The organism is Sphaerisporangium krabiense (genome assembly GCF_014200435.1).
In the GTDB taxonomy this organism is placed as follows: domain Bacteria; phylum Actinomycetota; class Actinomycetes; order Streptosporangiales; family Streptosporangiaceae; genus Sphaerisporangium; species Sphaerisporangium krabiense.
The window spans coordinates 2,697,384-2,722,526 of the sequence record NZ_JACHBR010000001.1; the positions used below are offsets into that span (position 1 = coordinate 2,697,384).

At 73.5% G+C, this 25,143-nt stretch carries 23 protein-coding genes; 12 read left to right on the forward strand and 11 right to left on the reverse strand.

Annotated features, from left to right (window positions below; translation table 11 throughout):
- Positions 1-677: 677 nt before the first annotated feature.
- From BJ981_RS12040 to BJ981_RS12070, 7 genes are all read right to left on the reverse strand, one after another.
- Positions 678-1,514, reverse strand: a complete 837-nt coding sequence (locus BJ981_RS12040; protein ID WP_184610831.1) for an ABC transporter permease — start codon at positions 1,512-1,514, stop codon at positions 678-680.
- Positions 1,511-2,536: an ATP-binding cassette domain-containing protein gene (locus tag BJ981_RS12045; protein WP_184610833.1), complete on the reverse strand. Its 1,026-nt coding sequence runs from the start codon at positions 2,534-2,536 to the stop codon at positions 1,511-1,513. Before BJ981_RS12045 ends, BJ981_RS12040 begins: the two co-directional genes overlap by 4 nt.
- Before the next feature lie 92 nt (positions 2,537-2,628).
- On the reverse strand, positions 2,629-2,961 hold the full coding sequence (locus BJ981_RS12050; protein WP_184610835.1) for a YnfA family protein: 333 nt from the start codon (positions 2,959-2,961) through the stop codon (positions 2,629-2,631).
- Positions 2,962-3,054: 93 nt separating this feature from the next.
- The gene (locus BJ981_RS12055) at positions 3,055-4,089 is read right to left on the reverse strand and encodes a cation efflux transmembrane domain-containing protein (RefSeq protein ID WP_443729009.1); all 1,035 of its coding nucleotides are present in this window, start codon (positions 4,087-4,089) and stop codon (positions 3,055-3,057) included.
- Positions 4,086-4,418, reverse strand: a complete 333-nt coding sequence (cmtR, locus tag BJ981_RS12060; RefSeq protein ID WP_275422311.1) for a Cd(II)/Pb(II)-sensing metalloregulatory transcriptional regulator CmtR — start codon at positions 4,416-4,418, stop codon at positions 4,086-4,088. The genes BJ981_RS12055 and cmtR overlap by 4 nt, the downstream gene beginning before the upstream one ends.
- A 193-nt stretch (positions 4,419-4,611) precedes the next feature.
- Positions 4,612-5,391 carry a hypothetical protein gene (locus tag BJ981_RS12065; RefSeq protein WP_184610837.1) on the reverse strand — a complete coding sequence of 260 codons (780 nt, stop codon included), beginning with the start codon at positions 5,389-5,391 and terminating at the stop codon, positions 4,612-4,614.
- Positions 5,388-5,903 (reverse strand): sigma-70 family RNA polymerase sigma factor, encoded by a 516-nt coding sequence (locus BJ981_RS12070; protein ID WP_184610839.1) that lies wholly within the window; start codon positions 5,901-5,903, stop codon positions 5,388-5,390. Before BJ981_RS12070 ends, BJ981_RS12065 begins: the two co-directional genes overlap by 4 nt.
- A 616-nt stretch (positions 5,904-6,519) precedes the next feature.
- Here BJ981_RS12070 and BJ981_RS12075 point away from each other — a divergent pair.
- Positions 6,520-8,658 carry a prolyl oligopeptidase family serine peptidase gene (locus BJ981_RS12075; RefSeq protein WP_275422312.1) on the forward strand — a complete coding sequence of 713 codons (2,139 nt, stop codon included), beginning with the start codon at positions 6,520-6,522 and terminating at the stop codon, positions 8,656-8,658.
- 24 nt (positions 8,659-8,682) lie between these two features.
- On the opposite strand, the gene BJ981_RS12080 is transcribed toward BJ981_RS12075, so the two are convergent.
- From BJ981_RS12080 to BJ981_RS12090, 3 genes are all read right to left on the reverse strand, one after another.
- The gene (locus tag BJ981_RS12080; protein ID WP_184610843.1) at positions 8,683-9,204 is read right to left on the reverse strand and encodes a hypothetical protein; all 522 of its coding nucleotides are present in this window, start codon (positions 9,202-9,204) and stop codon (positions 8,683-8,685) included.
- Positions 9,205-9,324: 120 nt separating this feature from the next.
- Entirely contained in the window at positions 9,325-10,164 is an 840-nt protein-coding gene (locus BJ981_RS12085) for an SMP-30/gluconolactonase/LRE family protein (protein ID WP_184610845.1), read from the reverse strand.
- A gap of 131 nt (positions 10,165-10,295) precedes the next feature.
- Complete coding sequence (locus BJ981_RS12090) at positions 10,296-12,137, reverse strand: asparagine synthase-related protein (RefSeq protein ID WP_184610847.1); 1,842 nt, start codon at positions 12,135-12,137, stop codon at positions 10,296-10,298.
- Positions 12,138-12,412: 275 nt separating this feature from the next.
- Here BJ981_RS12090 and BJ981_RS12095 point away from each other — a divergent pair, with 275 nt between their 5' ends.
- From BJ981_RS12095 to BJ981_RS12135, 9 genes are all read left to right on the forward strand, one after another.
- Positions 12,413-13,558 carry a sensor histidine kinase gene (locus tag BJ981_RS12095; protein WP_184610849.1) on the forward strand — a complete coding sequence of 382 codons (1,146 nt, stop codon included), beginning with the start codon at positions 12,413-12,415 and terminating at the stop codon, positions 13,556-13,558.
- Positions 13,555-14,226, forward strand: coding sequence for a response regulator (locus BJ981_RS12100; protein WP_184610851.1), 672 nt, complete (start codon positions 13,555-13,557; stop codon positions 14,224-14,226). Before BJ981_RS12095 ends, BJ981_RS12100 begins: the two co-directional genes overlap by 4 nt.
- An 81-nt stretch (positions 14,227-14,307) precedes the next feature.
- The gene (locus BJ981_RS12105; protein WP_184610853.1) at positions 14,308-15,024 is read left to right on the forward strand and encodes an ABC transporter ATP-binding protein; all 717 of its coding nucleotides are present in this window, start codon (positions 14,308-14,310) and stop codon (positions 15,022-15,024) included.
- A complete protein-coding gene (locus tag BJ981_RS12110; protein ID WP_184610855.1) occupies positions 15,021-15,821 on the forward strand; it encodes an ABC transporter permease in 801 nt (266 codons plus the stop codon). The genes BJ981_RS12105 and BJ981_RS12110 overlap by 4 nt, the downstream gene beginning before the upstream one ends.
- Positions 15,818-16,570: an ABC transporter gene (locus BJ981_RS12115; protein WP_184610858.1), complete on the forward strand. Its 753-nt coding sequence runs from the start codon at positions 15,818-15,820 to the stop codon at positions 16,568-16,570. The genes BJ981_RS12110 and BJ981_RS12115 overlap by 4 nt, the downstream gene beginning before the upstream one ends.
- A gap of 65 nt (positions 16,571-16,635) precedes the next feature.
- Positions 16,636-17,787: a phosphotriesterase family protein gene (locus BJ981_RS12120; protein ID WP_184610860.1), complete on the forward strand. Its 1,152-nt coding sequence runs from the start codon at positions 16,636-16,638 to the stop codon at positions 17,785-17,787.
- A complete protein-coding gene (locus tag BJ981_RS12125) occupies positions 17,784-18,854 on the forward strand; it encodes a phosphotriesterase family protein (protein ID WP_184610862.1) in 1,071 nt (356 codons plus the stop codon). The genes BJ981_RS12120 and BJ981_RS12125 overlap by 4 nt, the downstream gene beginning before the upstream one ends.
- A 132-nt stretch (positions 18,855-18,986) precedes the next feature.
- Positions 18,987-19,343 carry a hypothetical protein gene (locus tag BJ981_RS12130; RefSeq protein WP_184610864.1) on the forward strand — a complete coding sequence of 119 codons (357 nt, stop codon included), beginning with the start codon at positions 18,987-18,989 and terminating at the stop codon, positions 19,341-19,343.
- Between the two features lie 113 nt (positions 19,344-19,456).
- The gene (locus BJ981_RS12135; protein ID WP_184610866.1) at positions 19,457-21,046 is read left to right on the forward strand and encodes a choice-of-anchor I family protein; all 1,590 of its coding nucleotides are present in this window, start codon (positions 19,457-19,459) and stop codon (positions 21,044-21,046) included.
- A 13-nt stretch (positions 21,047-21,059) separates the two neighbouring features.
- Here the strand turns inward: BJ981_RS12135 and BJ981_RS12140 are convergent, their stop codons facing one another.
- Complete coding sequence (locus BJ981_RS12140; RefSeq protein WP_184610868.1) at positions 21,060-23,534, reverse strand: ATP-binding protein; 2,475 nt, start codon at positions 23,532-23,534, stop codon at positions 21,060-21,062.
- 253 nt (positions 23,535-23,787) lie between these two features.
- On the opposite strand from BJ981_RS12140, the gene BJ981_RS12145 reads away from it, so the two are divergent.
- Both BJ981_RS12145 and BJ981_RS12150 read left to right on the forward strand, forming a co-directional pair.
- The gene (locus BJ981_RS12145) at positions 23,788-24,192 is read left to right on the forward strand and encodes a hypothetical protein (RefSeq protein ID WP_184610870.1); all 405 of its coding nucleotides are present in this window, start codon (positions 23,788-23,790) and stop codon (positions 24,190-24,192) included.
- Positions 24,193-24,362: 170 nt separating this feature from the next.
- Positions 24,363-25,136, forward strand: a complete 774-nt coding sequence (locus tag BJ981_RS12150) for an isocitrate lyase/PEP mutase family protein (protein ID WP_184610872.1) — start codon at positions 24,363-24,365, stop codon at positions 25,134-25,136.
- Positions 25,137-25,143: the final 7 nt, after the last annotated feature.

A 25,143-nucleotide genomic window follows, 5' to 3' on the forward strand; every position in this document is an offset into this window, starting at 1 on the left:
ACGAGACCCAGCTCCGCGCGCTGCTGCTGGTCGCCGCGCTCGCCGACGGCGACCTCCGCGCCGCCGAGCGCGAGTTCGCCGAGATCATCCGGATCAACGACAGCGAGGCGGTGCTCGGCGGCGGGGCGATCGCCTCGCTGGCCGCGGCCGAGATCGCCCTGGCCCGCGGCGAGACGGCCGCCGCGCTCGCCGAGTACCGCGTGGCCGTGCAGCGGGCGCGCGACCTGCGCCTGCCGGGGCTCGCGCACGCGGAGTTCACGCCGTGGTCGATCGTCGCGGTGTCGGTCACCCTCACGGCGTACGCCTACCACGCCACGCCGGAGGACGTCCCGTACGGCGAGGAGTTGTTCTTCGCCGTACGGCGCTACGACCTGCTGGCCATGCAGAGCCCCGTCCTCGACTACCCGCTGTGCGGTTCGATGCTCTTCGGGCTCGGCGTGTGGGGACTGCTGCGGGGAGCCATGGCCCCCCGCGACGCGATCGAGCTGCTCGTGCTGGCCGAGCGGTTCGCGTACCAGAACAGCATGCCGAGCATGGCCTTCGCGCGGATCGAACCGCACGCGGAGCGGGCCGCGCCCGGGGCGATCGCCGCCGTGCGGACCGCGTACGGCGATCGGCGCGGCGACGAACTGCTCGGCGAGGCCCGGACCCTCCTCGACCGGATCTCCGGGCGGAGCTCACATGTGCCGCTTGTAGCTGCGCACCGACAGCGGCGCGAAGATCACGATGACGATCAGGCAGGCCAGGAGCGTCCAGGCCACCTCTCCGCTGACGAGGGCGCTGTTGGCGAGGTCGCGGGTCGCCGTGACCAGGTGTGAGACCGGGTTGACCCGGACGAACGCGGCCAGCCAGTCGGGCAGCGTCTCCACGCGGACGAACGCGTTCGACACGAACGTCAGCGGGAACAAGATCATCATGGAGATGCCCTGCACCGCCTGGGCGCTGCGGGCGATCGTGCCGACCCAGGTGAACACCCACGCCAGCGACCAGCCCGTGAAGATCGCCAGCAGGATCGCGGCGAGCACGCCGCCCGCTCCGCCGTCCGGGCGGTAGCCCATCACCAGGCCCATGCCGAAGGTGAGGACGGCGGCGATCGTGTAGCGCACCAGGTCGGCCACCATCGGGCCGGCGAGCGGCGCGATCCTGGCGATCGGCAACGACTTGAACCGGTCGAAGACGCCCTTCTCCATGTCCTCGCGGAGCTGCGTGCCCGTGGCCATGCACGTCGTCAGCACGGTCTGGGCGAGGATGCCGGGGATCATCAGGGGAAGGTAGCTCTGCACGTCGCCGGCGATGGCGCCGCCGAAGACGAAGGCGAACATCGCGGTGAACAGGATCGGCTGCAGCGCCACGTCGAAGAACTGCTCCGGGTTGCGGCGCATCTTCTTGAGCGCCCGCCACGCCATCATCAGCGTCTGGCCGAGCGTCTCCCCCATGGAGACGCGCCGCCGGGCGGACGCCACGCGGTCGGCGGCCAGGACCGCCTCGCGGGTGGGTGCGATCATGGTGGTCATCGGTTCTCCTCCGTGCGGTTCTGGTGGTCTCCGTCCGTCTCGTGGCCGGTGAGGGCGAGGAACACCTCGTCCAGGCTGGGCTTGGCCACGCTCACCGAGGAGATCGACACCCCGGCGGTGCGCAGCGCGATCAGCACCTCCCCGGCCAGGTCGGCCTGGTCCAGGGCGACGTTGAGGCGGCCCTGCTCCGGGCTGAGGATCGGGTCGGAGCCGAGGACGCGCCGCACGACCTCCACCGCGGAGGGCAGCTCGCCCGGCTCGGCCAGCACCAGCTGGAGGGCCGAGTTGCCGACCGCGGTCTTCAGCTCGTCGGGGGTGCCCTCGGCGACCTTGCGGCCGCGGTCGATGACGGCGACGCGGTCGGCGAGCTGGTCGGCCTCGTCCAGGTACTGCGTGGTCAGCAGCACCGTGCAGCCGTCGGCGACCAGACCGCGGATGGTGTCCCACATTTGGCCGCGGGTGCGCGGGTCCAGACCGGTGGTGGGCTCGTCGAGGAAGATCAGCGGCGGCCTGGTGATCAGGCTGGCCGCCAGGTCGAGGCGCCGGCGCATGCCGCCGGAGAACTGCGAGATCGGCTTGTCGGCGGCGTCCTCCAGGCCGAACTGACCCAGCAGTTCGGTGGCGATGCGCCGGGCGCGCGGCGCGGCGACGCCCTGCAGGCGGCTGAAGAGCCAGAGGTTCTCGCGCCCGGTCAGGTTCTCGTCGACCGAGGCGTACTGCCCGGTGACGCCGACGAGCTGCCGGATCACGTGCGGATTGCCGGCCACGTCCACCCCGAAGATCTGGGCACGGCCCGCGTCGATCTTCAACAGGGTGGCCAGCATCCGGAGCATGGTGGTCTTGCCGGCGCCGTTCGGCCCGAGCACGCCGAAGATCTCCCCCGGCCGGACCTCCAGATCGATCCCGTCGACGGCCCGGTGCTCGCCGAACGTCTTCACGAGCCCTTCCGCACGCACGGCGAGACCGGCGCCCCCATCGGAGGCCGAGCCGCCCCCGGTACGTCCGAGTTCTGTGATACTCATGCCCCCACTCTCGGGGCCCTCGGTTTCACGCCACCCTCGCCCGGGTTTCACCCGGTTGCGGCAGCGGCATCCGCCTGGGCGGCGGGCCGGGGTCAGCCGCGCGGGGCGTACATGATGATCAGAACGCCGGCGAGGCAGATCGCGGCGCCGATGACGTCCCAGCGGTCGGGGTGGAACCTGTCGACCACCATGCCCCAGATCAGGGAACCGGCGACGAACACGCCCCCGTAGGCGGCGAGGATGCGGCCGAAATGGGCGTCCGGCTGGAAGGTCGCCACCAGGCCGTACAGGCCCAGGGCGACGAATCCGGCGCCGGCCCACAGCAGGCCGCGTTGCTCTCTGACGCCCTGCCACACCAGCCAGGCCCCGCCGATCTCGGCGAGGGCGGCGAGGACGAACAGCAGGAGAGAACGCACGACGGTCACGGCTGTGACCTTAAGGGACGCGCTCTCCCCGCCGGTGAGCCCCCTTCCCGTGGCCGCCGCAGCCGGCCACGTCCGCCCTCCCGGCACACCTGCTCATCGCGCGATCCGCGCGGCCGCCCTGGCCGCCAGTCCGTCGAGCACGTCGGCGTGAACCGCGGGCACCTCGACGTCCAGCGCCAGGTCCTCCGCGCCGGGGGTGAAGGTGAAGGCGAAGAACGAGCAGCATTCGCTCTCCTTGGCCGTCAGGTCCCGTGCGGTGCTCTCCACCTGTGCGCCCGCTGCCAGGGTGAGCCGCAGGCGGGTCGGCCGCACCCGTTCCAGACCCAGCAGGGACGAGGCGAACAGGTCGTCGAACTCCGCGACCCGCGACGGCCGGTCCTCCGTCGGAAGCGTGCACGCGGCCGGCGCCCACTCAGAGGGCTCCTGCCGAACCTGGCCGGGCGTGCAGCAGGAGCACCCCGGTGCGCAGCCGCAGGCGTCGTCCGCCTCCGGCGAGGGCGGCGGCGGAGCGCAGCAGGCGTCGCCACGCCAGGCTTCCCGGCCCTCCTTGACCGCCACGGCGGCGATGACCAGGGCGGCGACGGGATCCGCCCACGACCAGCCGAGCAGCGTGTTGAGCAGGAGCCCGGCCAGGAGCACGCCCGACAGGTAGGTGCACAGCAGGGTCTGCTTGGAGTCGGCGACCGCGCTCGCCGAGCCGAGTTCCCGGCCGGCGCGACGCTGGGCTGCCGACAGGAACGGCATGACCATGAGGCTGAGGGCGGCGAGCACGATCCCCGGCGTGGAGTGCTCGGGCGCGCCGACGCCGGTGAGGGTTAGCGCCGAATCGACCGTGACGTAGGCGGCGAGCGCGAAGAACGACACGGCGATGATCCGCAGCGTGACCCGTTCTCGCGCTCGCGGGTCACGGCTGGAGAACTGCCAGGCGACGGCGGCGGCGGAGGCGACCTCGATCACGGAGTCGAGGCCGAACGCGACGAGCGCTCCCGAGGAGGCGACCGTGCCCGCGGTGATGGCGACGGCCGCCTCGACCACGTTGTACGTGATCGTCGCCGCGACGAGGAGCCTGATCCGGCGATGCAGCGCCGCCCGGCGTACGGGGCTCGGGCCGAGCCCGACGGTGGTCACGGGCAGCCCTGTTCGTCGTTCAGACACCGCTCGCCGGTGTCCACCGCCAGCACCACCCCGAGCAGGTCGTCTATCGCGTGCGCCAGCCGCGGGTCGGCGATCTCGTACCGGGTCTGGCGGCCTTCCTCGGCCCCGACCACGAGGCCGCAGCCGCGCAGGCAGGTCAGGTGGTTGGAGACGTTGGACCTGGTGAGGCCGAGGCGTTCGGCCAGTCGCGCGGGGTACTCCGGCCCCTCAAGCAGGGCGATCAGGATGCGGCATCGGGTCGGGTCGGCCAGCGCCTTGCCGAGGCGGGCCATGGCGTCCATGCGTGTGGCGGCGGTCAGCACGCCCCAACGGTACAGCGACCGCTGTACTACAGTCCAGACTGAATTCACTCCCCGCTGACCAATGACGCCGACGCGCGAAGCCGTGCGAACGGGACCGCCGAATGAGGGGTACGCGGCCCGGCCGGGCCGGCCCCGCGCCGCCGGAGGACGTGCCAGGTGACACCTTGGGCCACCTGGCACGTGCCTTCGGGGTCTAGGACTTGGGCGGCCTCGGCTCGCGCGGCGGGGCGGCCGGGACGTCCGTGGTGCAGGTCAGCGGGGCGTCGGCGGGGACGAGGACCATCGAGACCGCGACCCGGCTGGGGGAGTCGGGCTGGTAGTCGTCGGTCCTCATGCCGATGACCAGCTTGGTCGCCGGGGGCATCGCGGACGGCCTGATGACCATCCAGGTGGCCGCCGGGGGTTCCTCGCCCTGGTCGGCAGGGGTCTTGCCGGGCCCCTTCTCCTGTCCGGCGGTGGTCTTGCCGGGCGGCTCCTCCTGCCCGCTGGCGCCGGGCTTCTTCTCCCGCCGGTCGACGATCTTGCCGTGGTGGGGATCCTGCCGGACCACCTTCTCGATGTCGGCCAGGTCCTGCGCCGGGTTCGACGGCTCGCACCACTTGTTGATGGTGATCTGCGCGGGGACGCCGGCCTGGGCGAGCGTCCGCCGCATGATCTCCGGATCCAGCGACTGCCGCTTGGTCAGCTTCACGGTGACCGTGCCGTCGGGGTTGGTGTCGACGGAGAAGGCGGCCAGGTGCACGTGGACCTCGTCGCCGGCGGCCACCGGCGGCGCGTTCACCCGGGGGCCGGTCAGGACCGGCAGCCCCAGCGCCGTCACCAAAGTGGTGCCCACCACGGTGCCCGCCACCACGCCGCCGACCCTGCGGCGGCGGCGCGACCGGCCCGCCGCCACGAGCTCCCGCACGGGCGTGCGCATGCGCACCCCGGCCATCGCGTCGCGCACCGTGCCCAGTACGTCATCGTCGTTCATCGTTCGCCCTCCTGGCTGTTGACTGTCGCGAGATCTCCGCGCAGCGTCGCGACGGCGCGCGACAGGTGCGTGGTGACGGTTCCGGGAGCGATCCCCAGGGTCCTGGCCGCGGTCTCGGTGTCCAGATCGAGGAAGACGCGCAACGCGACCACCTCCCGCTGCCGCCGCGGCAACCGCCGCAACGCCGCCAGCAGGGCGGGGTCCACGTCGTCGTCGCCGGTCGCCGTGCGGTCCACGGCTTCGTGACCCGCCAGGGCGACCTCGTGGCGGCGCCGTCGCCACCAGGTGACCCGGGTGTTCAGCGCCACCCGGACGATCCAGGCGTGCGGCGCCGGATGCCGGCCGACCTTCCGCCACGACGTCCACGCCCGCGTGAACGCCTCGGCGACGAGGTCCTCGGCCAGCTGCCGGTCACCGGTGGCGGCCAGCACCGCCCGGAGGCAGGCATCCCGGTTTCCCTGGTAAAAGTCCTCGAACTCCAGATGCTCCACGTCCCCTATACGCACGGGCATGGCGACACGCTTACGTCTTCTCCACCGGCGTCCGGGCTCCGGTCGCCGAACCGGTCCGCACGGGTGCCGGCGGCTGCTCGCCCGCGGCGACGCCGCCGAGGGCGTCCTGGGGCGGCGATCGCTGACGTGTTCCTTGCCGTCGGTCTCACCGGAGGTGGGGCGCGTACACCCGGGAATCTATCTCGCTGGCCTGTGAATTACCTTTCGGCGGGATCGATCTTCGATTCGCATTCCAGTGTGCTTTCTTCTTTTGCGGGAAATTTTGACGGGAGATGGCTGATATGCCGGGCCGGTTTGACGGCCCGAATGTGCCGTGGGGCCGGGGATATCGGCGCGCGGCGCCGAGGTCACGGGCCGTGTTTATGGATCGCGGGCCTGGGGATGGTTGTCGCGTAATCGCCCATTTCAGGGCGAAACCCCGAATCCGGGAGGCTCTCATGAACGGATTCCTGCCGTATCGCGACTCCACTCCGGCTGCCCGCGTCGGCGGCGTCCGCGGCTGGCAGGCGGACATTCTCCGCGGCGAGTCGTAACCCAGTAAGCCGAGGTACTGCGGCGCGTAAAGGCCGCAGTACCTCGACCTGTAGCAGGCGGGGCGATACATCCGGAGGGATTTGTGGCGCGATTGTCGTACCCTGCCGCCCGGCGCGGCGATACGGTGGACGATCTGTTCGGATTCTCGGTTTCCGATCCCTACCGGTGGATGGAGGACGCCGAGGACGCGCGCGTGCGCGACTGGGCCGCGGCGCAGGATCGCCTCTTCCACGTGTGTCGCGCCGGATGGCCGGAGCGCCGGCTGTGGGCGTCCCTGCTGGACGAGGTCTCCTCCTTCGGCGTCACGGAACCCCCGACGGTCCGTGGTTCCGTCATGTTCCTCGCCGAGCGAGCGCGTGGCGACGAACAACGCCGCCTGCTGGTCGTCGGCGCCGAGGGCGACACGCGGGTGCTGGTGGACCCCGTCGAGATCGACCCCTCCGGCAACACCGGGCTGTACGCCTGGTGGCCGTCGCGCGAGGGCGAACGGGTCGCCGTCCAGCTGGAGGTCGCCGAGCGGCCCGGCAGCGACATCATGGTGCTCGACGTGCGCACCGGCGCGACGGTGGACGGGCCGTTGCCGCGCGCCCGCAACACCTCGCTCGCCTGGCTGCCCGGCGGCGAGGCGTTCTACTACGTCAGCCGTGTCCCCGACGAGGAACTGGCCCCCGGCGACACGCGCCTGCAGCGGCGGGTGCGGTTGCACCACATCGGTTCACCCTGGCAGGACGACATCGTGGTGTTCGGCGGCGAGGACGCCCCGGACCACTACTACGGGCTCACCGTCAGCGCCGACGGCCGTCATCTGGCGATCACCGCCATGGCCGGGCCCACCTCGTACAACGACGTGTACATGGCCGATCTGGACGATCCGCGATCCCCGCGCTTCGTCCGGATCGTGGACGGGCGCGCCACCCGCGCCCGCGTCCTGCCGCGCTTCCTGGCCGGCGACGATCTGCTGCTGGTCACCGATCACCAGGCCCCGTGCGGCCGCGTCTGCGTGGCCCGCCGGGACGGCGCCGGCCCGGCCGCGTGGCGGACGCTGGTCGCCGAGGATCCCGATGCCCCCTTGGACGAGTGCGCCGTGCTGGACGACCCGGCACTTCCCCGGCCCCTGCTGCTGGTCGCGCGCACCCGCCACGGCGCCTCCACCCTCACCCTGCACGACCTGGCCACCGGCCGCGACCTCACCACCCTGCCCCTTCCCGGCGCGGGCGTGGTGTCATCCCTGCGCGCCGGCGCGCCACACGGCCGCCACGCCTGGTTCGGCTACTGCGACGCGACCACACCTCCCACGATCTACCGCTACGACGCCCTCACCGGCGAGATGGAACAACGCGCCGGCGCCTCGATAGCCGGGCACCGCCCGCGCATCCGCAGCCGCGGCGTCCGCTATCGCGCCGGAGACGGCACCGAGATCACGATGTTCCTGTTCACCCCGGCCGGAGAAGACCAGGGCTCCCGTCCGACGCTGCTCTACGGCTACGGCAGCTTCGGCATGCCGATGCGCCCCTGGTTCTTCCCCATGGCGGCCGCGTGGGTCGGCGCCGGCGGCGCCTACGCGGTCGCCTGTGTCCGCGGCGGCGGCGAAGAAGGGCAGCGGTGGCACGACGCCGGCCGCGGGCCGCGCAAGCATCGCGCGGTCAGCGACTTCAACGACGCCGCGGCCTGGCTCATCGACACGGGCCGGACCACGCGCGACCAGTTGGCGATCTTCGGCCAGTCCGCCGGCGGCCTCCTGGTCACCGCCGCCGCCGTACAGCGACCGGAGCTGTACGCGGCGGTCATCGCCGAAGGCCCGCTGTGCGACATGGTGCGCTACGAGAGCTTCGGCCTGGGCCGCACGTGGACCGACGAGTTCGGCACCGCCGCCGACCCCCGGCAGCTCCCGTGGCTGCTCCGCTACTCCCCCTACCACGCCGTCACCCCCGGAGTCCCCTATCCCGCGTTCCTGTTCACCGGAGCGGTCACCGACCTGCAGACCGGCGAGGCCCACGTCACCAAGATGTGCGCGGCCCTGCAACACGCCACCACCGGCGACCGCCCGATCCTCATGCGCCGCGACCCCGACACCGCCCACGCCGCCTTCCCCGCCGGCAAGGAACACGCCCTGTCCACCGACATCCTCACCTTCGCCGCGGAACACACCGGCCTGTCCCTGACGAAGGCCGCACCCATGCCCCCGCACCTGACCACCGCGGACGCGGGCGACGTCAATTAGCCGCCCGGTGGGCATGCCTTCGCGTTACGGCAGGACCAGCTCCTGCACCTTGACCGCCACGAGGCGGCCGGACGGTGCGGCGTTGTATTCGACCCGGACCGGCAGGGCGCCCTGCTTCAGGCGTGTCAGCAGGTGGCTCGGGAGGCACTTCTTGGTGCCCAGGGCCTGCTTGTCGGAGGTGTCGTAGGGGTAGCCGGCCGGGGGCTTGCCGCACTTCTTGTTGACCTGGCGGAAGTCGAGCCTGCCGGTGTAGCGGATCTTCAGCTTGGCGCCGGTCTTGCCGCCGAGCTCCCAGGCGAGCTGGCCGCTCTCGCCGAGTTCCGTCCGGCGGGCCTTGCGCGGGGTCATGGACAGGGCCGAGTCGCCGGAGCGTACGGCCCAGCCGTAGACGACCTTGGCCTTGGCCGCCGACGCCGCGGCGGGCCGCGCGATGGCGGCTTGCGCGGCGGCGGGCCGCGCGGTGGTGGCTTGCGCGGCGGTGGGGGACGCGGTGGCGGTGAACGCAAGGGCGAGGCCGGCGGCGGCGCCGGTCAACGTCGATCTCATCACTGTCTCTCCTCGTCGAAAGCCGATGGTCTACGGGGCGACTATGGCCGACCCGGATTGCAGGACGAGCGCAACGGTGTCGCAACGGCCGTCATCCGGCGGATGGGCGTCGTGGTGGCGCTACGGGCGGACCGCCGCGGGGACGGCGACCTCGGCGGAGAGCACCTGGCCGGTGCCCGGCGGGACCATCTCCGGGAGGCGCCATCGGGCCGCCAGGATGAACAGCGTCCTGCCGTCGGGGCCGCCCAGCGCGCAGGCGAAGCAGCCGCGGTCGACCTCGATCGTCTGGAGGACCTCGCCGCCCTCGCGGACACGGACGCAGCGCTGGGTGCCGACGTCGGCGTACCAGACGGCCCCCTCGGCGTCGAGGCAGACGCCGTCCGGGTGGTCGTCGCCGGTGTCGGCCCAGACGCGGCGGCCGGACAGGGAGCCGTCGGGCTCGATGGCGAAGGCGGTGAGCCTGTTGCCGTAGGAGTCGGCGACGATCAACGTCGCGCCGTCCGGTGTGACGGCCATGCCGTTGGGGAAGGCGATGTCGCCGGCCACCTGGCGCGCCGAGCCGTCGGGGGCGACGTGCACGACGGTGCCGGGGGCGAACGCCTCGCCGGTGCCCATGGCGAAGCCGATGCGGTTGACGTAGACGTGGCCGCCCGGGGCGACGGCGATGTCGTTCCAGTGGCGGCCGAGCCCGCTCAGGTCGGCGCGGGTGACCAGGGAGCCGTCCGGTTCCTGACGCAGCAGCAGGCCCCGCGCGGAGTCGACGATCAGCAGCCGCCCGTCGGCGTCCCGGGCCGTGCAGAGGGGGAGGGAGCCGACGCGGGCCACCACCTCGTGCGTGCCGTCGAGGGCGAGCGCGATCACCTCGCCCGCCGTCCAGTCGGAGAAGTACAGGCGCCCGTCGTGCCAGTGCGGCGACTCGACCAGGCCGAGACCGGTGAGCCGGGTACGTGGTGGGGACATCGCGGGCTCCTTCGTCGACGGGCTGATCGGCGGGCCGACGCGGGTTCCGGCCGTGCAGCACGGTACGCGACCGGTGCGACAGTTCCGGGCCGGCGCCGCGACCGGGCGGGGCGGCCCCGTGGGGAGGCGGATCACGCGACGCCTCCGGGTGGGGGCACGGGGATGCGCAGGGGCGGGAGGTCGGGAGGGGCCGGGGTCGAGAAGGCGTTCGTCAGCATCTCCGAGATCGTGTACAGGTGCCAGAGGACGTCCGTGCGCGCCTCGGGAAGCCAGGCCACGGCCGCCCGGTCGACGATCTCGGCGAGTCCGCCGGCCCGCAGCTCGCCGCGCGTGTCGACCAGCCCCGCGTACAGCAGGCGGGTCAGTTCGGGCGAGGGGTTCATCCGCCAGTTCCAGGGCTTCCCGGCGGGCGGGCCGCCCGGCGCGGGCTTCTCGGCGCGGCGCCGCAGCCGGTCCAGCAGCGTGCGGTGGCGACCTTCGGCCGCGAACCGCCACGGCCTGCCTTCTATGGGGATGTCCCGCAATCGCGGCGCGAAGGCGACGATCACCCCGTGGACCAGCGCCTCCGACCGCCGCCACACCGGGTCCACGCGGAGCGCCGTCCGTACCACCAGGTTGTCGAGGAACGGCGGAAGAGGGTTCTGGGCGCGCAGCAGCGACGCGCGGGACGCGGCGTGCCAGCGGCCCACACGGTAGGCCAGGTACAGGTGGTCCAGCGCCCGCGCGCCGTCCTCCCGGCAACGCTCCCGCCACGGGGCCGCCAGGGCGAGGGCGTGCTCCCTGGCCCGCTCGGTGAGCAGGTCGTCGTTCCTGCCGAAGAGGCCGTCCACCCGGCGCCTGAGGGCCTTGACGTCCAGCCCCGCCTGGTTCTGCAGGAAGCCGCCGCGCAGGATCTCACCGCCGTGGCCGGACATCCGCGGCGTGGGGTCGAACCGCCCGCCGGCGGGGATGTTCTCGTACGCCGAGATCATGCCCTCGCACGCGAACAGCACGTTGTGGCTGCGGACCCGAGGGTGCGGGACGACCAGGTCCGTCCCGCTCTCCGCGCGTTTGGGCCGGGCGACCTTGTGCGGGACGCCGAGCGCCTCCGCGACGCGCGCGGCCAGCAGCACGTCGGGGCTGTCGTCCTGCCCCGAGGTCGCCGTCACGAAAGGTATCTCCGCCTTGTGGAGCAGCGCGGCGAGCAGACGGCTGTCGCGGCCCCCGGTGAGCGACAGACGTACCGGCTCGTGGCCGTCCCGCAGCGGGCGTACGGCGGCGAGCAGCGCGCCGGCGAGTTCGTCGACGTGGGCGCGCGCCGCGCGCCTGGACGACGGGGGAGCCTGCGCCTCCGGGAGAGGGAGCACCGTGATCGTACGGCGGCCGTCCGCGACGACGATCTCGGAGGCGGGCGGGAGGACGCCGACCTCGCGGAACGGCGTCTCGTCCGAGAGGAAGTACCCGGCGCGCGCCATCGATTCCAGCGCGAGCAGGTCCCAGACGATCTCCGGCCTGCTCGACCCCGTCTCGGCGGCCCTGGCCGTGAGGTGGACGAGCAGCGCGCGGCTGCCGAGGACGTGGACGTCGGAGGTCTCGGCGTAGAACACGGGGCACGCGCGGGTGAGCCCGGTCGCGGCGCTCACCTCCCCCTCGCCGGCCCGGAAGATCGAGAAGACGCCCCCGGTGCCGGCCGTGGTCTCGGCCGGGCGGTCGGTGGCGAGCAGCCGGTCCACGTCGGCGGGATCGGCCAGGTGGCCGGTGAGGCCCGCCACCCGTCCCGCACCCGAGGACAGCACCGGCGGCCCGTGCCCGTCCGGCTCGTTGGACCACGACAGCAGCGCCGTGTCGCCGGCCGCCGACCGCCACGCGCGCGCGGTCACGTCCGCGGCGGGCACCGGCAGGACCCGCCCGGCGGCCTCCTGGGCCGCGGCGAGCGCCACGGGCGGCAGCGGGACGCCCGGGCGCTTGGCCGCGATCGCTAAATGGACGCGCAACCGGAACTCACCGCCGCTCTGTTTCCGCACGTCGGACGCCGGTCGCCCCGGCCGGAGACGACGTGGCGCGCGGCGGCGGGACGGGAGGGCCGGTCACGTTCGGTGATGCGGGCATACAACGGTTTCCCTTCGATGGGTTACACCCGTTGGTTTGCCGATCACCGGATTTTGTTCGCGGTCATCCCGATCCGGCATCCGGGCTGCGGCGTTCGGACGGCGCGGCCGCGTGGCGCATCGCCGGGCCGTGGGGCCGGTGGTGGGGCTACGGTGCTGGCGTGCGGACTCGGGGCCAGGGGAAGGCACGGCCGTTGACGGACGTCGCCGCGGCGGTCGCCGTCGTGGGCATGTTCTGGGTGTGGCCCGCGGACGGCGGCGCGTGGCCGCGCGTCGTGGCGGCGGCGACGCTGGCCGCGGCGACGGCCGGGGCGATGACGCTGCGGTGGCGGGCGCCGGTCGCCGCGACGGTGACCGCCGCGGTCGCGACCGTGCTCGGCGTCGTCCTCGGCGCCTGCGAGGACCCGATGCTGGCCACCGCCTGGTGCCTGTACCCGCTCGCGGTCGAGCGCGCGGCGCGTGCCCGCGTCCTGGTCGCGGCGCCGGTCGGCGTGCTCGCCGCCCTGGCGCTGGTCACCGGCGTGCCCGAGGGGGACGCGCGTGAGTCCGGACGGCGGCTTCTCATCGCGGTGGCCGCGCTCGGCGGGGCGTGGCTGCTGGGCGTGACGGTCGGCAGGCAGGTCGCGGTCGCGCGGGAGGCCGAACGGGCGGGCGTGCGGCTGCAGGTGGCGCGCGACGTCCATGACGTGGTCGGGCACGCGCTCGGCGTCATCGTCGCGCGGTCGGGGGTCGTCCTCGCCCTCCCGGACGCCGACGAGCGGGAGGTGCGCGAGACGCTCGCGGAGGTCGAGACCCACGCGCGCCGGGCACTGGAGGAGATCCAGGGGCTGGTGCGCACGCTGCGCGGCGGCCCGGCGCCGGGGCTCGGCGGGCTTCCCGCGGTCATCGCCGCCACCCGGGCCGCCGGAGTGGACGTCGACGCGCGTGTTGACGGGCGCATCGACGGGGACGCGCGTATCGGCGACGGGGTGGGCGCGGTGGCGTTCAGAATCGTGCAGGAGGCGTTGAGCAACGTGGTACGGCACGCGCCCGGCGCGGCCTGCGCGGTGGACGTCCACGAGGAGGGAGGCACGGTGGTGGTGCGGATTCGCGACACGGGTCCGCGTGACCCCCGTTACCGCGACACAGGTTCGCGTGACACCGGTCCCCGCGGGCGCGGTGCGGGGGCGGGGACGGCCGGTGCGGGGGTCGGTCTGCGGGGCATGCGGGAGCGCGCCCGCCTGGTCGGCGGGACGGTGGCCTGGGGCGCGCGGCCGGACGGCGGGTTCGAGGTGGAGGCCCGCCTGCCCGTCGGAGGCGCCTCGTGACGGGACCGGCGTCCGGGACCGTCTCGGTGTTCCTCGCCGACGACGACGCGGGCCTGCGCGGCGCGTACCGGAAGCTGTTCGAGCGCACCCCGGGCTTCCGGTTCGCCGGGGAGGCCGCCGACGGCGCGGAGGCCGCCCGGCTGGTCGGCGCGCTGAGACCCGACGTGGCCCTGCTGGACGTGCAGATGCCGGGCACCGGCGGCCTGGAGGCCGCGCGGCGCGTGCTGGCCGCCACGAGCACCCGGGTCGTCATGCTGACCACCTTCGACCTGGACGAGTACGTGCACGAGGCGCTGACGCTCGGCGCGTCCGGCTTCCTGCTGAAGAACGCCGCCCCGGCGGAGGTGCTGCACGCCGTCCGCACGGTGCACGCGGGCCACGCCATGCTCGCCCCGGAGGTGACCGCGCGGCTGCTGGACCGCTTCGCCCCCCGGCGGCCTCAGGCGCGGCACGCCTTCGCCGGGCACGTCCTGTCCGAACGGGAGTTGCAGGTCGCCCGGCTGGTCGCCCGCGGCCACTCCAACCGGCGGATCGCCGACGAGCTGTCCCTGAGCCCGGAGACGGTCCGCACGTACCTGCGCCGCATGTTCGCCAAGCTCGGCGTCAACGACCGCACCCATCTGGCCGTGCTCGCGTACGAGGCGGGGCTGCTGCACGACCCGCGGTAGGTGTCCACTTTCGGGGGACGCGGCCGTAAGCCGTCCCGCTTCATGCTGGGCGTCCGCGCACAGGAAGCACGAGGCGGCTTGATGATCGAGATTTCGCGGCTGAGCAAGCGGTACGGCGGGAAGGTCGCCGTGGACGACGTCACCTTCACCGTCCGGCCGGGCCGGGTCACCGGGTTCCTCGGGCCGAACGGGGCGGGCAAATCGACCACGCTGCGGGTGCTGCTCGGCCTGGACCATCCGTCCGGCGGCGCCGCGCTGATCGACGGGCGGCGGTACCGGGAGCTGCGCCATCCGCTGCGCACGGTCGGGGCGCTGCTCGACGGGGCGGGGCCGGTGCCCGAGCGCCGCGCCGTGGACCATCTGACCTGGATCGCGCAGAGCAACCGGATCCCGCGCCGCCGGGTCCGCGAGGTGCTCGACCTGGTGGGGCTCGGCGACGCGGCCGGGCGGCGGGTCAAGAAGTACTCGCTCGGCATGGGGCGGCGCCTCGGCATCGCGGCGGCGCTGCTCGGCGACCCGGAGATCCTGGTGCTGGACGAGCCGGTCAACGGGCTGGACCCGGACGGCATCCGCTGGGTGCGCGCCTACCTGAGGGAGTACGCCGCGTCCGGCCGCACCGTGCTGCTCTCCAGCCACCTCATGGCGGAGGTGGCCGGGACCGCGGACGACGCGGTGGTCATCGCCCGCGGCCGGATCGTCGCGCGCGGCCCGCTGGACGACATCACCGCGGGGCACGGCTCGCTGGAGGCGGCGTTCTTCGCGCTCACCGGCGGCGACGCGGGCCGGGGAGGGTGGTGAGCGCCATGACGGCCGCGGTGCGGGCGGAGCTGACGAAGATCGTCTCCTTGCCCGCGGTGTGGATCGCCACCGGCGTCATCGTCGGCCTGCACCTGCTCCTGTCGGCCGTGAACGTGGACCTCACCGCGGACGCCGTCCACAAGATCACACCGGCCGGGACGATCGAGATCTTCGCCGGCGACCCGCGGCCCGCCCACCGGGCGCTCGTCGGCTTCCTGGTCGCGTCGTCCTTCCAGATGGCCGTGTTCCTCCCCGTCGTCGGCGCGATCATCGCCGGGCAGGAGTTCCGCGCCGACCAGCTCGGACGTTCGCTGCTCGCGGTCCCCCGGCGGGGACGGCTGGTGGCCGCGAAGGCGCTCGCCGCCGCCGTCCATCTGCTGGCCACGTCCGTCGTCATCGCCGCGATCAGCGCGGTGTTCATGTACATCGCCGTCAAGGACTGGGACCCGGGGTTGCCGGTGAGCGCCGGCGCGTGGCTCGGCCAGGCGAAGTTCGCCGCCTTCGCGGTCCTGACCGGCCTGCTCGGCCTCGCCGTCACGATGATCGCCCGCGGCGCGCTCGCCGGTGTCGGCGTCACCGTGGCGCTCACCGCGGCCACCATGACCCAGGCACTGACCGCGGTGTCCCCTGCCCTGGACGCGCTGCTCCCCGTCAGCGCGGGCCGCAACCTGCTGCTCGACCCGGCCGGCGACGACCTCACGGCCGGCCCGTGGCACGCCGTGGCGGTGCTCGTCGCCTGGCCGCTGGCCGCCACGCTGACGGCCGCGATCCTCCTCGCCCGCCGGGACGCCCGGTGACCGGCGGTCCGCCGGCGATCCGGCTCGCCGACCTGCTGCGCGCGGAGCTCACCAAGATCCGTACGTTGCCCGCGGCCTGGATCGCCCTGGCCGTCGCCCTCCTCGGCGGCACGCTGCTGGGGCTGCTGAGCGCCACCGACGCCGTCCGCGTCGCCGGCCGGCAAGGGACGGTGGCGATCGCCCAGCTCGGCACCGTGATGCTCGCCCCGGCCTACGTGGTCCTCGCCGTCCCCGTGTTCGCGGCGGGCGGCGAGTACCGCGGCGGCCAGCTACGCGTCACCCTCGCCGCCACACCGGACCGTGGCCGCCTCTTCGCGGCCAAGCTCCTGGCGACCTGCGCCGCGACGGCCCTCGCGGCGACCGTGGTCGTCCTGTCGGGCCGCCTCGTCCGGCTCGCGGCCGGCGGCGGGCTTCCGGGGGCGGACGGTGGTCCAGGCCGCGCCGTCGCCGAGGTGACGGCGTATGTGCTGCTCGGCCTGGTGGGCCACGGGCTCGCCGTCGCGGCGAAGGGCGTCGTCGTCCCGCTGGCCGTGCTCGCCGCGCTGCCCGTCCTGGTGTCCCCGCCGCTGGGCGGATCGCTGCCCGCCGTCGTACGGCTGCTCCCTCACGAGGTGACCCTGAGCTTCCTCGCCACGTCCGCCACCCCCGCGCTCACCGTCCCCCGCCCGGCCGCCCTGCCGCTCCTGGTCTCCTGGGCCGCCCTCTCCCTCACCGTCGCCCGGCTCCTGACCGCCCGTCGCGACGCCTGACCGGGACGGGGAGACAGGGGAGCTCTCCCTGAATCGTATATGATCTTGTATGTTAAGTTGCCTGGGTGTCCAGTATCGACTCCAGTGCAGAAGCCGTGCGGACGGATGCGCCGCAGGGAGTGGTCGTCACCGTCACCGGTGAGGTCGCGCCGGGTTCGCTCGGCGTCGTGCTTCCCCATGAGCATCTTCTGAGTGATTTCGGCACACCCGGCGATTCGGCCGAGGCGTGGGAGGCCGTGGGGCGGGTCCGGCCCACCGCCGCGAGCCGGCTTCGGCTGTACGAGGCGCCGCTGACCATGGACCTGCTCGGCGAGATCGGCCTGGGCGCGCCCAACAGGGACGACTGGCTGCTCGGGGACGAGGAGCTCGCCGCGCGCGAGCTCGCCGCGTTCAAGACGGCCGGCGGCGGCACGCTGGTGGACGTCACCAGCGCCGGGCTCCGGCGCAACCCTGCAGGGCTGCGCCGCGTCTCCACGGCGAGCGGCGTGGCCGTCGTCATGGGCACGGGGTGGTACCACCCGGCATGGGTACGGGGACGCCTGGAGGCCGGCGGCCCTGACGCGGACTCCGGGCCGCTCACGTCGGGCGCGCCGGACGCCGAGCGCCTCACCGAAGAGATCGTCCGGGACCTCACCGTGGGCGTCGACGGCGTACGGGCCGGGATCATCGGGGAGATCGCGGCCCTCGATCCGGACGAGCCCGCCGGGCGCGCGGTGCTGGTCGCGGCGGCGCGGGCGTCGGCCGCCACCGGCGCGGCGATCTCGATCGACCGCTGCGAGAACGCCGCCACGCAGCAGCGCGTGCTCGACGTGCTGGCCGGCGAGGGCGCCGACCTGACCCGCGTCGCGGTCGGGCACTGCGACGCCCTGTCCCCCAGCCCTGACGCGCTGGAACCGCTCCTCGCGCGCGGGGTGTACGTGCAGTTCGACCAGCTCGGACGGCTTCCCACGGTGCTGAGCGCGTCCGATGACCAGGACGTCGCCGCCGCCGTGGTGGAGCTGGCCCGCCGCGGCCACGCCGGCCGCCTCCTGCTGTCGCAGGACGTGTCCGCCAAGTCGCACCTCTACGCGTACGGCGGTGGCGGCTACGGCTTCCTCCTGCGGCAGTTCGTCCCGTACCTGAAGATGCTCGGAGCCGACGACGCGCTCATCGAGGCCGTCACCATCGGCAATCCGAGGCGACTCCTCACCATCCCGACCCCGAAGGCAGACTCGTGAGCCGCTACTCCTTCGAGATCCCGGACCTCTCCGGCAAGGCTCTCACCGTCACGGGCCCCGTGGACCCGTCGACGCTGGGGGAGACGCTCATGCACGAGCACGTATTCGTCGACCTGCGACGGCCGCCGCGCTTCCGCCGCCCCGGCGAGGACTCCACCGAGGCCGCGGAACCGCTGGCGCTCGCCTCACTCGCGCGCACCCGTCACGGCACGCCGAACGCCGACAACGACATGATGGGCGACTTCGACGAGCTGCTCCCGGAGGTGCTGGCCTTCGCGCACGCCGGCGGCGGCACGATCGTCGAGGTCTCCTCCATCGGGATCGGCAGGGACCCCGAGGGCCTTCTGCGGCTCTCCCGGGCGAGCGGCCTCAACATCGTCATGGGCGGAGGCTGGTACACCCCCGTCTTCCACCCGGTGGACATGGACGCGCGCGGTGTGGACGAGCTCGCCGACATCATCGTGCGGGACATCGTCGTCGGCGCCGACGGGACCGGCGTACGATCCGGCATCATCGGCGAGGTCGCCGCGGAGACGGCGCCGCTGACCGACAACGAGCTCAAGAGCGTGCGCGCGAGCGCGCGGGCCAGCCGGATCACCGGCGCTCCCATCACGTTCCACGTGGGGGGCAGGGGCGAGGACAAGTTCCAGGTGCTCGACATCGTGGAAGAGGAGGGCGTCGCGCCGTCCAGCGTCGTCTTCGGGCACGCCGGGGAGATCCTGACGAACCCGTCGCTCGCCGAGCGCCTCCTCGCGCGCGGCGTCTTCGTGGAGTTCGACTTCCTGGCCTCGCCGGGCAGCCCGTGGGGGCACCTGTTCCTCACCAGCGACCACAAGACCGCCCGGGGCATCGCGGACCTGGTCGAACAGGGCTACGCCCGCCAGATCGTGCTCGGCCACGACGTGTGCATGAAGATCCAGCTCAAGAAGTACGGCGGCAAGGGGTACGACTACATCTCCCGATACTTCCTGCCGGAGCTGCGCCGCCTCGGCGTCTCCGAGGAGGCCGTCCACACGATCATGGTGGAGAACCCCTCCCGGGCCCTGACCTTCGCCAAGCCCGCCTGACCCGGGCGGTTCCTTCCCGGCCTCGGCGACGTCATGACAGTAGTGGAGCGCGTCGCCGAGGTGCGGAGGCGTCGCTGACACCCCGGGCGGAATCCGCGTGCCGGGAGCGGCGCCGTCGCTATCTTGAGGCCCATGAGCGTGAGGACGCGGGCGTACTGCGAGCGCGGGGACAGCGTGGAGGACCCGACCTCGGAGGACCTGGGGCGGCTGGTGAGCGGGCTGACGCGGGGCAACCGCTTCGTCATCGTCGAACGGCTCGACGCCGCGAACTCCGAGTACTACATGCAGGCCTACCTGCGCGACGACGGCGCGTACTGGCTGGAGTACCGCAACGGCGGCGCCGACGCCCACTTCCAGACCACGTGCCTCACCCCGCAGGTCCTCAAGCGGGTCTTCACGATGTGGCGCTACAGCATGCCGGGCTGGCTGGACTGGTTCGTCTGGCAACCCTGGCCCCACGATCCGGACGCCCGTGACACCGAGGTCTGACCGCGTCGCACGGAACCGTGGTCAAATGGGGGAGCGATTCGGGTAACTCCGTGTTCACCGGGCCGTCATCGCGGAGAGGAAGTAGCGTCGTGCGCGGTCACGAGGATGGGCGCATGCACCCCAGGAACCTTCTTCGGCCGGCCGTGGCCACGACGACGGCACTCTCCCTCGCCCTCGCGGCCGCCCCCGCGCGGGCGGACGCCCGGGACGGCGACCACGACCGGCGGGGCGGCCGCGACTCGGCGATCAGCCTGAGTCTCCTCGGACGGTTCGCCACCGGCGCGGTCGGCACCGGGGCTTCGGAGATCACCGCCTACGACGCCGCGACCCGGCGGGTCTTCGTGGTGAACGCCCAGGACGGCACCATCGACGTCCTCGACATCCGCGACCCGCGCGCCCCGCGCAAGGTCACCTCGCTCGCCGCCTCCGGCGCCAACAGCGTCGCGGTGCGGGACGGCCTGGTCGCCGTGGCGCGCCAGGCGGAGAGCAAGACGGCCCCGGGCACGGTCACGCTGTTCCAGGCGCGCACGGGCCAGAAGCTCAAGGACTTCACCGTCGGCGCGCTGCCCGACATGCTGGCGTTCACCCCGGACGGCCGCCGGATCGTCGTCGCCAACGAGGGCGAGCCCGCGTCCTACTGCCAGGGCGCGGCCGACGACCCGGAGGGGTCGGTCAGCGTCATCGACCTGCGGCGGGGCGTCGTGCGCACCGCCGGCTTCGGCGCCTTCGACGGCCAGGCGGACCGGCTGCGCGCCGCGGGGGTGCGTATTTCGGGCCCGGGCGCGAGCGTGGCGCGGGACCTGGAGCCCGAGTACGTCACGATCGAGGGCGGCACCGCGTGGGTGACGCTGCAGGAGAACAACGCGGTGGCGATCGTCGACCTCGACCGCGCGAAGGTCGAGCGCATCGTGCCGCTCGGCCTGAAGGACTGGGGCGCGGCGGGCATCGACGCCTCCGACAAGGACGGCAAGATCGACATCCGGCCCCGCCCGGGACTGAAGGGCCTGTACATGCCCGACGCGATCGCGCACTTCCGCGCGCGGGGCCGCACCTACCTGGTCACGGCCAACGAGGGCGACGGGCGCGACTGGCCCTGCCACGCGGACGAGGCCAGGGTCAAGAGCCTGACCCTGTCCGCGGCCGCGTTCCCCGACGCGGCCCGGCTCAAGAAGGACGAGGAGCTCGGCCGTCTCAACGTGCTCACCGACTCGCCCAAGGACGCCTCCGGCGCCTACACCGAGCTGCACGCCCTGGGCGGCCGGTCGATCTCCGTGCGCTCCGAGAGCGGCGCCCTGGTGTGGGACTCGGGGGACGAGCTCGAACGCCTGATCGCCCGTGAGCTGCCCGCCGAGTTCAACGCCGACAACGAGAAGAACGGCTCCTTCGACAGCAGGAGCGACAACAAGGGACCCGAGCCCGAGGGCGTCGCGGTCGGCGAGGTCGGCGGGCGGACCTACGCGTTCGCCGGGCTGGAGCGGGTGGGCGGCGTCGTCGCCTACGACCTGTCCGACCCGCGCCGCCCCGTCCTGGCCGGTTACCTCAACACCCGCGACTTCGCCGGCTCGGTCGAGGCCGGCACCGCGGGCGACGTCGGCCCCGAGGGCGTCCTGTTCGTCCCCGCCGCCGACAGCCCGACCCACCGTCCGCTGCTCGTCGTCGGCCACGAGGTGAGCGGCACCACCGCCGTCTACGAGATCCGCTGACCGCCCGCGCCGCTCACGGGCCGCCGCCGTCCGCCGGAGGCGGCCCGTGACCGGCGCAGATCTTGTCGATCAGGTCACGGGCCGCGTCGGCCCGCGGATCGCCGAGCTCGTCGAAGACGGCCATCGCCTCGGACAGCACGCGGTACGCCTCCTCGGCCTGACCGGCGTGGAAGAGGCTCTCGCCGAGGTGATAGAGGGTCCGCACCTCGTCGCCCCGGCTGCCTCCTTCGTGGCTGCTGGTCAGGGCCTGGCGGTAGTAGTCGATGGCGCGGTCGTGCCGTCCGAGGCTCCGGTGGACGTCGCCGAGGCCGATCAGCGCGGCTCCGTTGCCCACCAGGTCCGGCCGGGTGTCGCGGTAGGTGGTCAGCGCCTCGTTGAGGTAGGCGATGGCTTCCTCCGTCCTGCCCGCGCTCTTGCACAGGTTCCCGAGGCTCACCAGGACGTTGCCGCGACCCCACCGCTCACCGAGCTCCTCCGCGGTGGCCAGAACCTTACGGAACAGGCGTTCCGCCTCCTCGAAGCGCTGCTGCAGCGCGTAGGTCTCCGCCAGTTTGTGCAGGGCGCTGCCCTCACCCCAGCGGTAGCCGGTGCTCCGCCACAACCCGGCCGCCTCCTGGAAGCAGGCGACGCTCTCGTCGAACCGATGGGCCTGCCAGTGGACGAGGCCGAGGCTGAAAAGGATCACCCCTTCGGCGTTCGGCTCGCCGGCCCGCCGTACGGCGGGGAGCGCCGGCTCCAGCAGGGCCATCCAGTCGGCCACCACGTACGCGCCCAGGTAGCAGGCGAACATCAGCGTGGTGGGGATCTGCCAGGCCTCGTTCCCGCCGCTCTCGGCGGCCCGCCGGGTCGCGGCGACGAGGTTGGCGCGTTCGGCGTCGCACCACCGCAGCGCGTCGGCGTGGCCGGCGAAGCGTTCCGGACGGCACCCGGCCGGCGGCGGGGCCGGCACGGGCTGGTAGGCGGAGGGGGAGGGGGCCAGCATGCGGCTGACCGCGGCCGCGGAGTGCGCGTACCAGGCGATGAGCCTGTCCTCGGCCCGCCGGTGCTCCTCGGCCGCCTCGGCCGCGCGCTCGCGCTCCTCGGCCAGGACCTCGCGGGCGTAACAGCGCAGCAGGTCGTGGAAGCGGTACCGGCCCTTGCCGGTCTCCTCCAGCAGATGGGCCTGGGTCAGCCTGTCGAGGCGCCGCCGGGTCTGGGCCGGGCCGAGCCCGGCCAGCGCCTCGGCCGCCCGCGTGCTGATGTCGGGGCCCGGGTGGAGGGCGAGCAGCCGGAACAGATGGGCGGCCTCCTCGGGGAGGTCCTGGTAGGACAGGGCGAACGCGGTGCGCACCGACACGTCCTCGGTCTCCAGCACGCCGAGGCGTTCGTGTTCCACGCCAAGCTCGGCGGCCAGGTCGGCGAGCCCGTCGTGGGGGTGGATGGCGATGCGCTCGGCGGCGATGCGCAGCGCGAGCGGCAGGCAGGCGCACATCCGGGTGATCTCGGCGACGGCCTCCGGCTCGGCCGCCGTCCGGTCGGCGCCCACGACCTGCCGCAGCAGCTCGTGCGCCTCGGCCGCCGGCAGCAGGTCCACGGGAAGGGGGTGCGCGCCCTCCTGGACGATCAGCCCGGTCAGCCGGGTGCGGCTGGTGACGATCGCCATGGACCCGGGGGACGCCGGGAGCAGCGGCCGCACCTGCTGGACGGAGGCCGCGTTGTCCAGCACGACGAGGGTGCGGCGTTTGTCCAGGACCGAGCGGTACAGGCGCGCCCGGTCGTCCAGCAGGGGCGGGATGCCGTCCTTGGCCACGTTCAGCGCGCGGAGGAACCCTTCGAGGACGTCCTCGGGCGCGAGCGCGTCCCGGTCGCCGCCGCGCAGGTTGACGTACAGGCTGCCGTCGGGGAACGCGTCGCGGACCAGGTGCGCCCAGTGCAGCGCGAGCGCGGTCTTGCCGACGCCCGGGCTGCCGGAGACCGCGGCGATCACCACCGACGGCGGGCGGGCGTCCTCGGCGCTCAGCAGGGCCGTGAGCTCGGCCATCTCGCGGCTCCTGCCGACGAACCCGCCGATGGCCGGGGGGAGCTGGCGGGGCACGGGAGCGGGGGACGCGGCGGCGGGCGGGCGTCCGGCCTGGCGGGCCCGCCGCGTGCTCAGCTCGGCGTAGCGCCGGCCGAGCCCCTTCTCGTCGCCCAGGTGCGTGGGCAGGTTCCGGCCGTGCGCCCGCGCGTGGGTGAGGCAGGTGTCCACGAAGGCGTCGAACTGCTCGCGGGTGGGCCAGGTGGGCTTCTCCTGGTGGATCAGCGCGCTGACCGTGGTCTTGGACAGGCCGGGGACCACGCGGCCGTTCCCGCCGCGGCGGTCGCGGCTGCGCCGTTCCATCTCGCGGACGCTGATGCCGGCCTGGTCGCGCAGCGCGCGGAGCAACCGCGCCATTTCAATACCGGGATCGGTTCTGCTGCCCCTGACCATCGCGATCTCCAGGTCTCGGTACGTGCCGCGTCCGGACATTCCCCCTTTTCTCAGCGTAGATGAGATTTAAATTCTCGCGAGTCCTATCGGAAATATGGCAGGCGCTGGAAAAGATCGATATTTCGCCGGTCGTTCGCCCCGGTGTCCCGGCGAAGTGGCGGCGGGACGCGCGTCCGGGGCCTTTCACCTGCGCGTGCGCGAAAAGTGTCCGGAAGTGTCCGTGAACGTATCCGGACGCGGGTGCGCTGGGGCTCCCTTGTAGTCCCGGACCTCCAGGAAAGGACGCGAGCCCGTGAACCTCCCCGCGAAGACGTTCGCCGCCGTGATCATGAGCGCGGCACTGCTCGGCACCGCCACCCCGCCCGCCCACGCCGCCGTCCCATCGGTACGCCATGTGTGCGCGAGCCTGTCCTGCGCCTTCTACTTCAACCAGAAGATCACCCGGTCGATGGACGCCAAGCTCGACCGGCTCGGGTGGGTCGCCGACACGGCCGCGGGGCTCATCTGCGCGCCGCTGCGCAGCCGCCTGCTGGGAGCCGCCTGCTCCGCCGCGGTCGCCTACAAGTTCGACAGCGCCAGGCGGAACCTCGACGCGGCGGCCGGGAGCGGCGGATGCTTCGTCGTCACGGCCAAGGTGGGGCTGCGCAAGGTGATCACCTTCGGCAGCGTCTCGTCCGGCCACCCGAGCTGCGGCTGAGCGCGTGAGCCCGGTTCCGGACGATCTGGGCTCACGACCGGCCCGTGCGGCGTACGTTTCGGCGGCGGTCGAAACGAGCCGGGCCTAGCCTGGCCCCGTACCACCGGTGACGCGCCCGTCCGTGCAGGGGCCGGCCGGGCGACGTGATCACACAGGGGGACGACGGGCGCATGACCTTCCATGAACTCCACCACGGCGACCGGCCGCTGATCCTGCCCAACGCCTGGGACGTGCCGTCCGCGCTCGCCTTCCTGGACGCCGGCTTCCCGGCCGTCGGCACGACCAGCTTCGGCGTCGCCGCCGGTCTCGGCCGCCCGGACGGCGAGCGGGCGACCGCGGGGGCCAACCTCGCGCTCGCCCGCGCCCTCGGCCGCCTGCCCTGCCCCGTCAGCGTGGACATCGAGGACGGCTACGCCGACGACCCCGGCCAGGTCGCCGCGTACGCCGCCGAGGTGGCGCGGGCCGGCGCGGCGGGCGTCAACATCGAGGACGGCGGCACGACAGGGCTGGTCGCGCCGGCGGCGCACGCCGCGAAGGTGGCCGCGATCAAACAGGAGTGCCCGAACCTGTTCGTGAACGCCCGCGTCGACACGTACTGGCTCGGCGAGGACGCCACGGTCGCCGCCACGCTCGACCGCGCGGCGGCCTACGTCGCGGCCGGCGCGGACGGGATCTTCGTCCCCGGCGCGGTGGAGCCGTCCGTCATCGCGTCGTTGGCGGCGGGGATCCCCGTGCCGCTCAACGTGCTGGTGGTTCCCGGGCTCTCGGCCGACGAGACGGCCCGGCTCGGCGTCCGCCGCGTGAGCACGGGCTCGCTGCCCTACCGCGCCGCCCTGGACGCGGCCGTCGGCGTGGCCACCGCCGTCAGGGACGGCCGGCCCGTGCCCGCCGCGACCCCGTACGCCGACGCGCAGGCCCGTCTCGTCCGCTACGCCCGCACGTAGCGGCGCG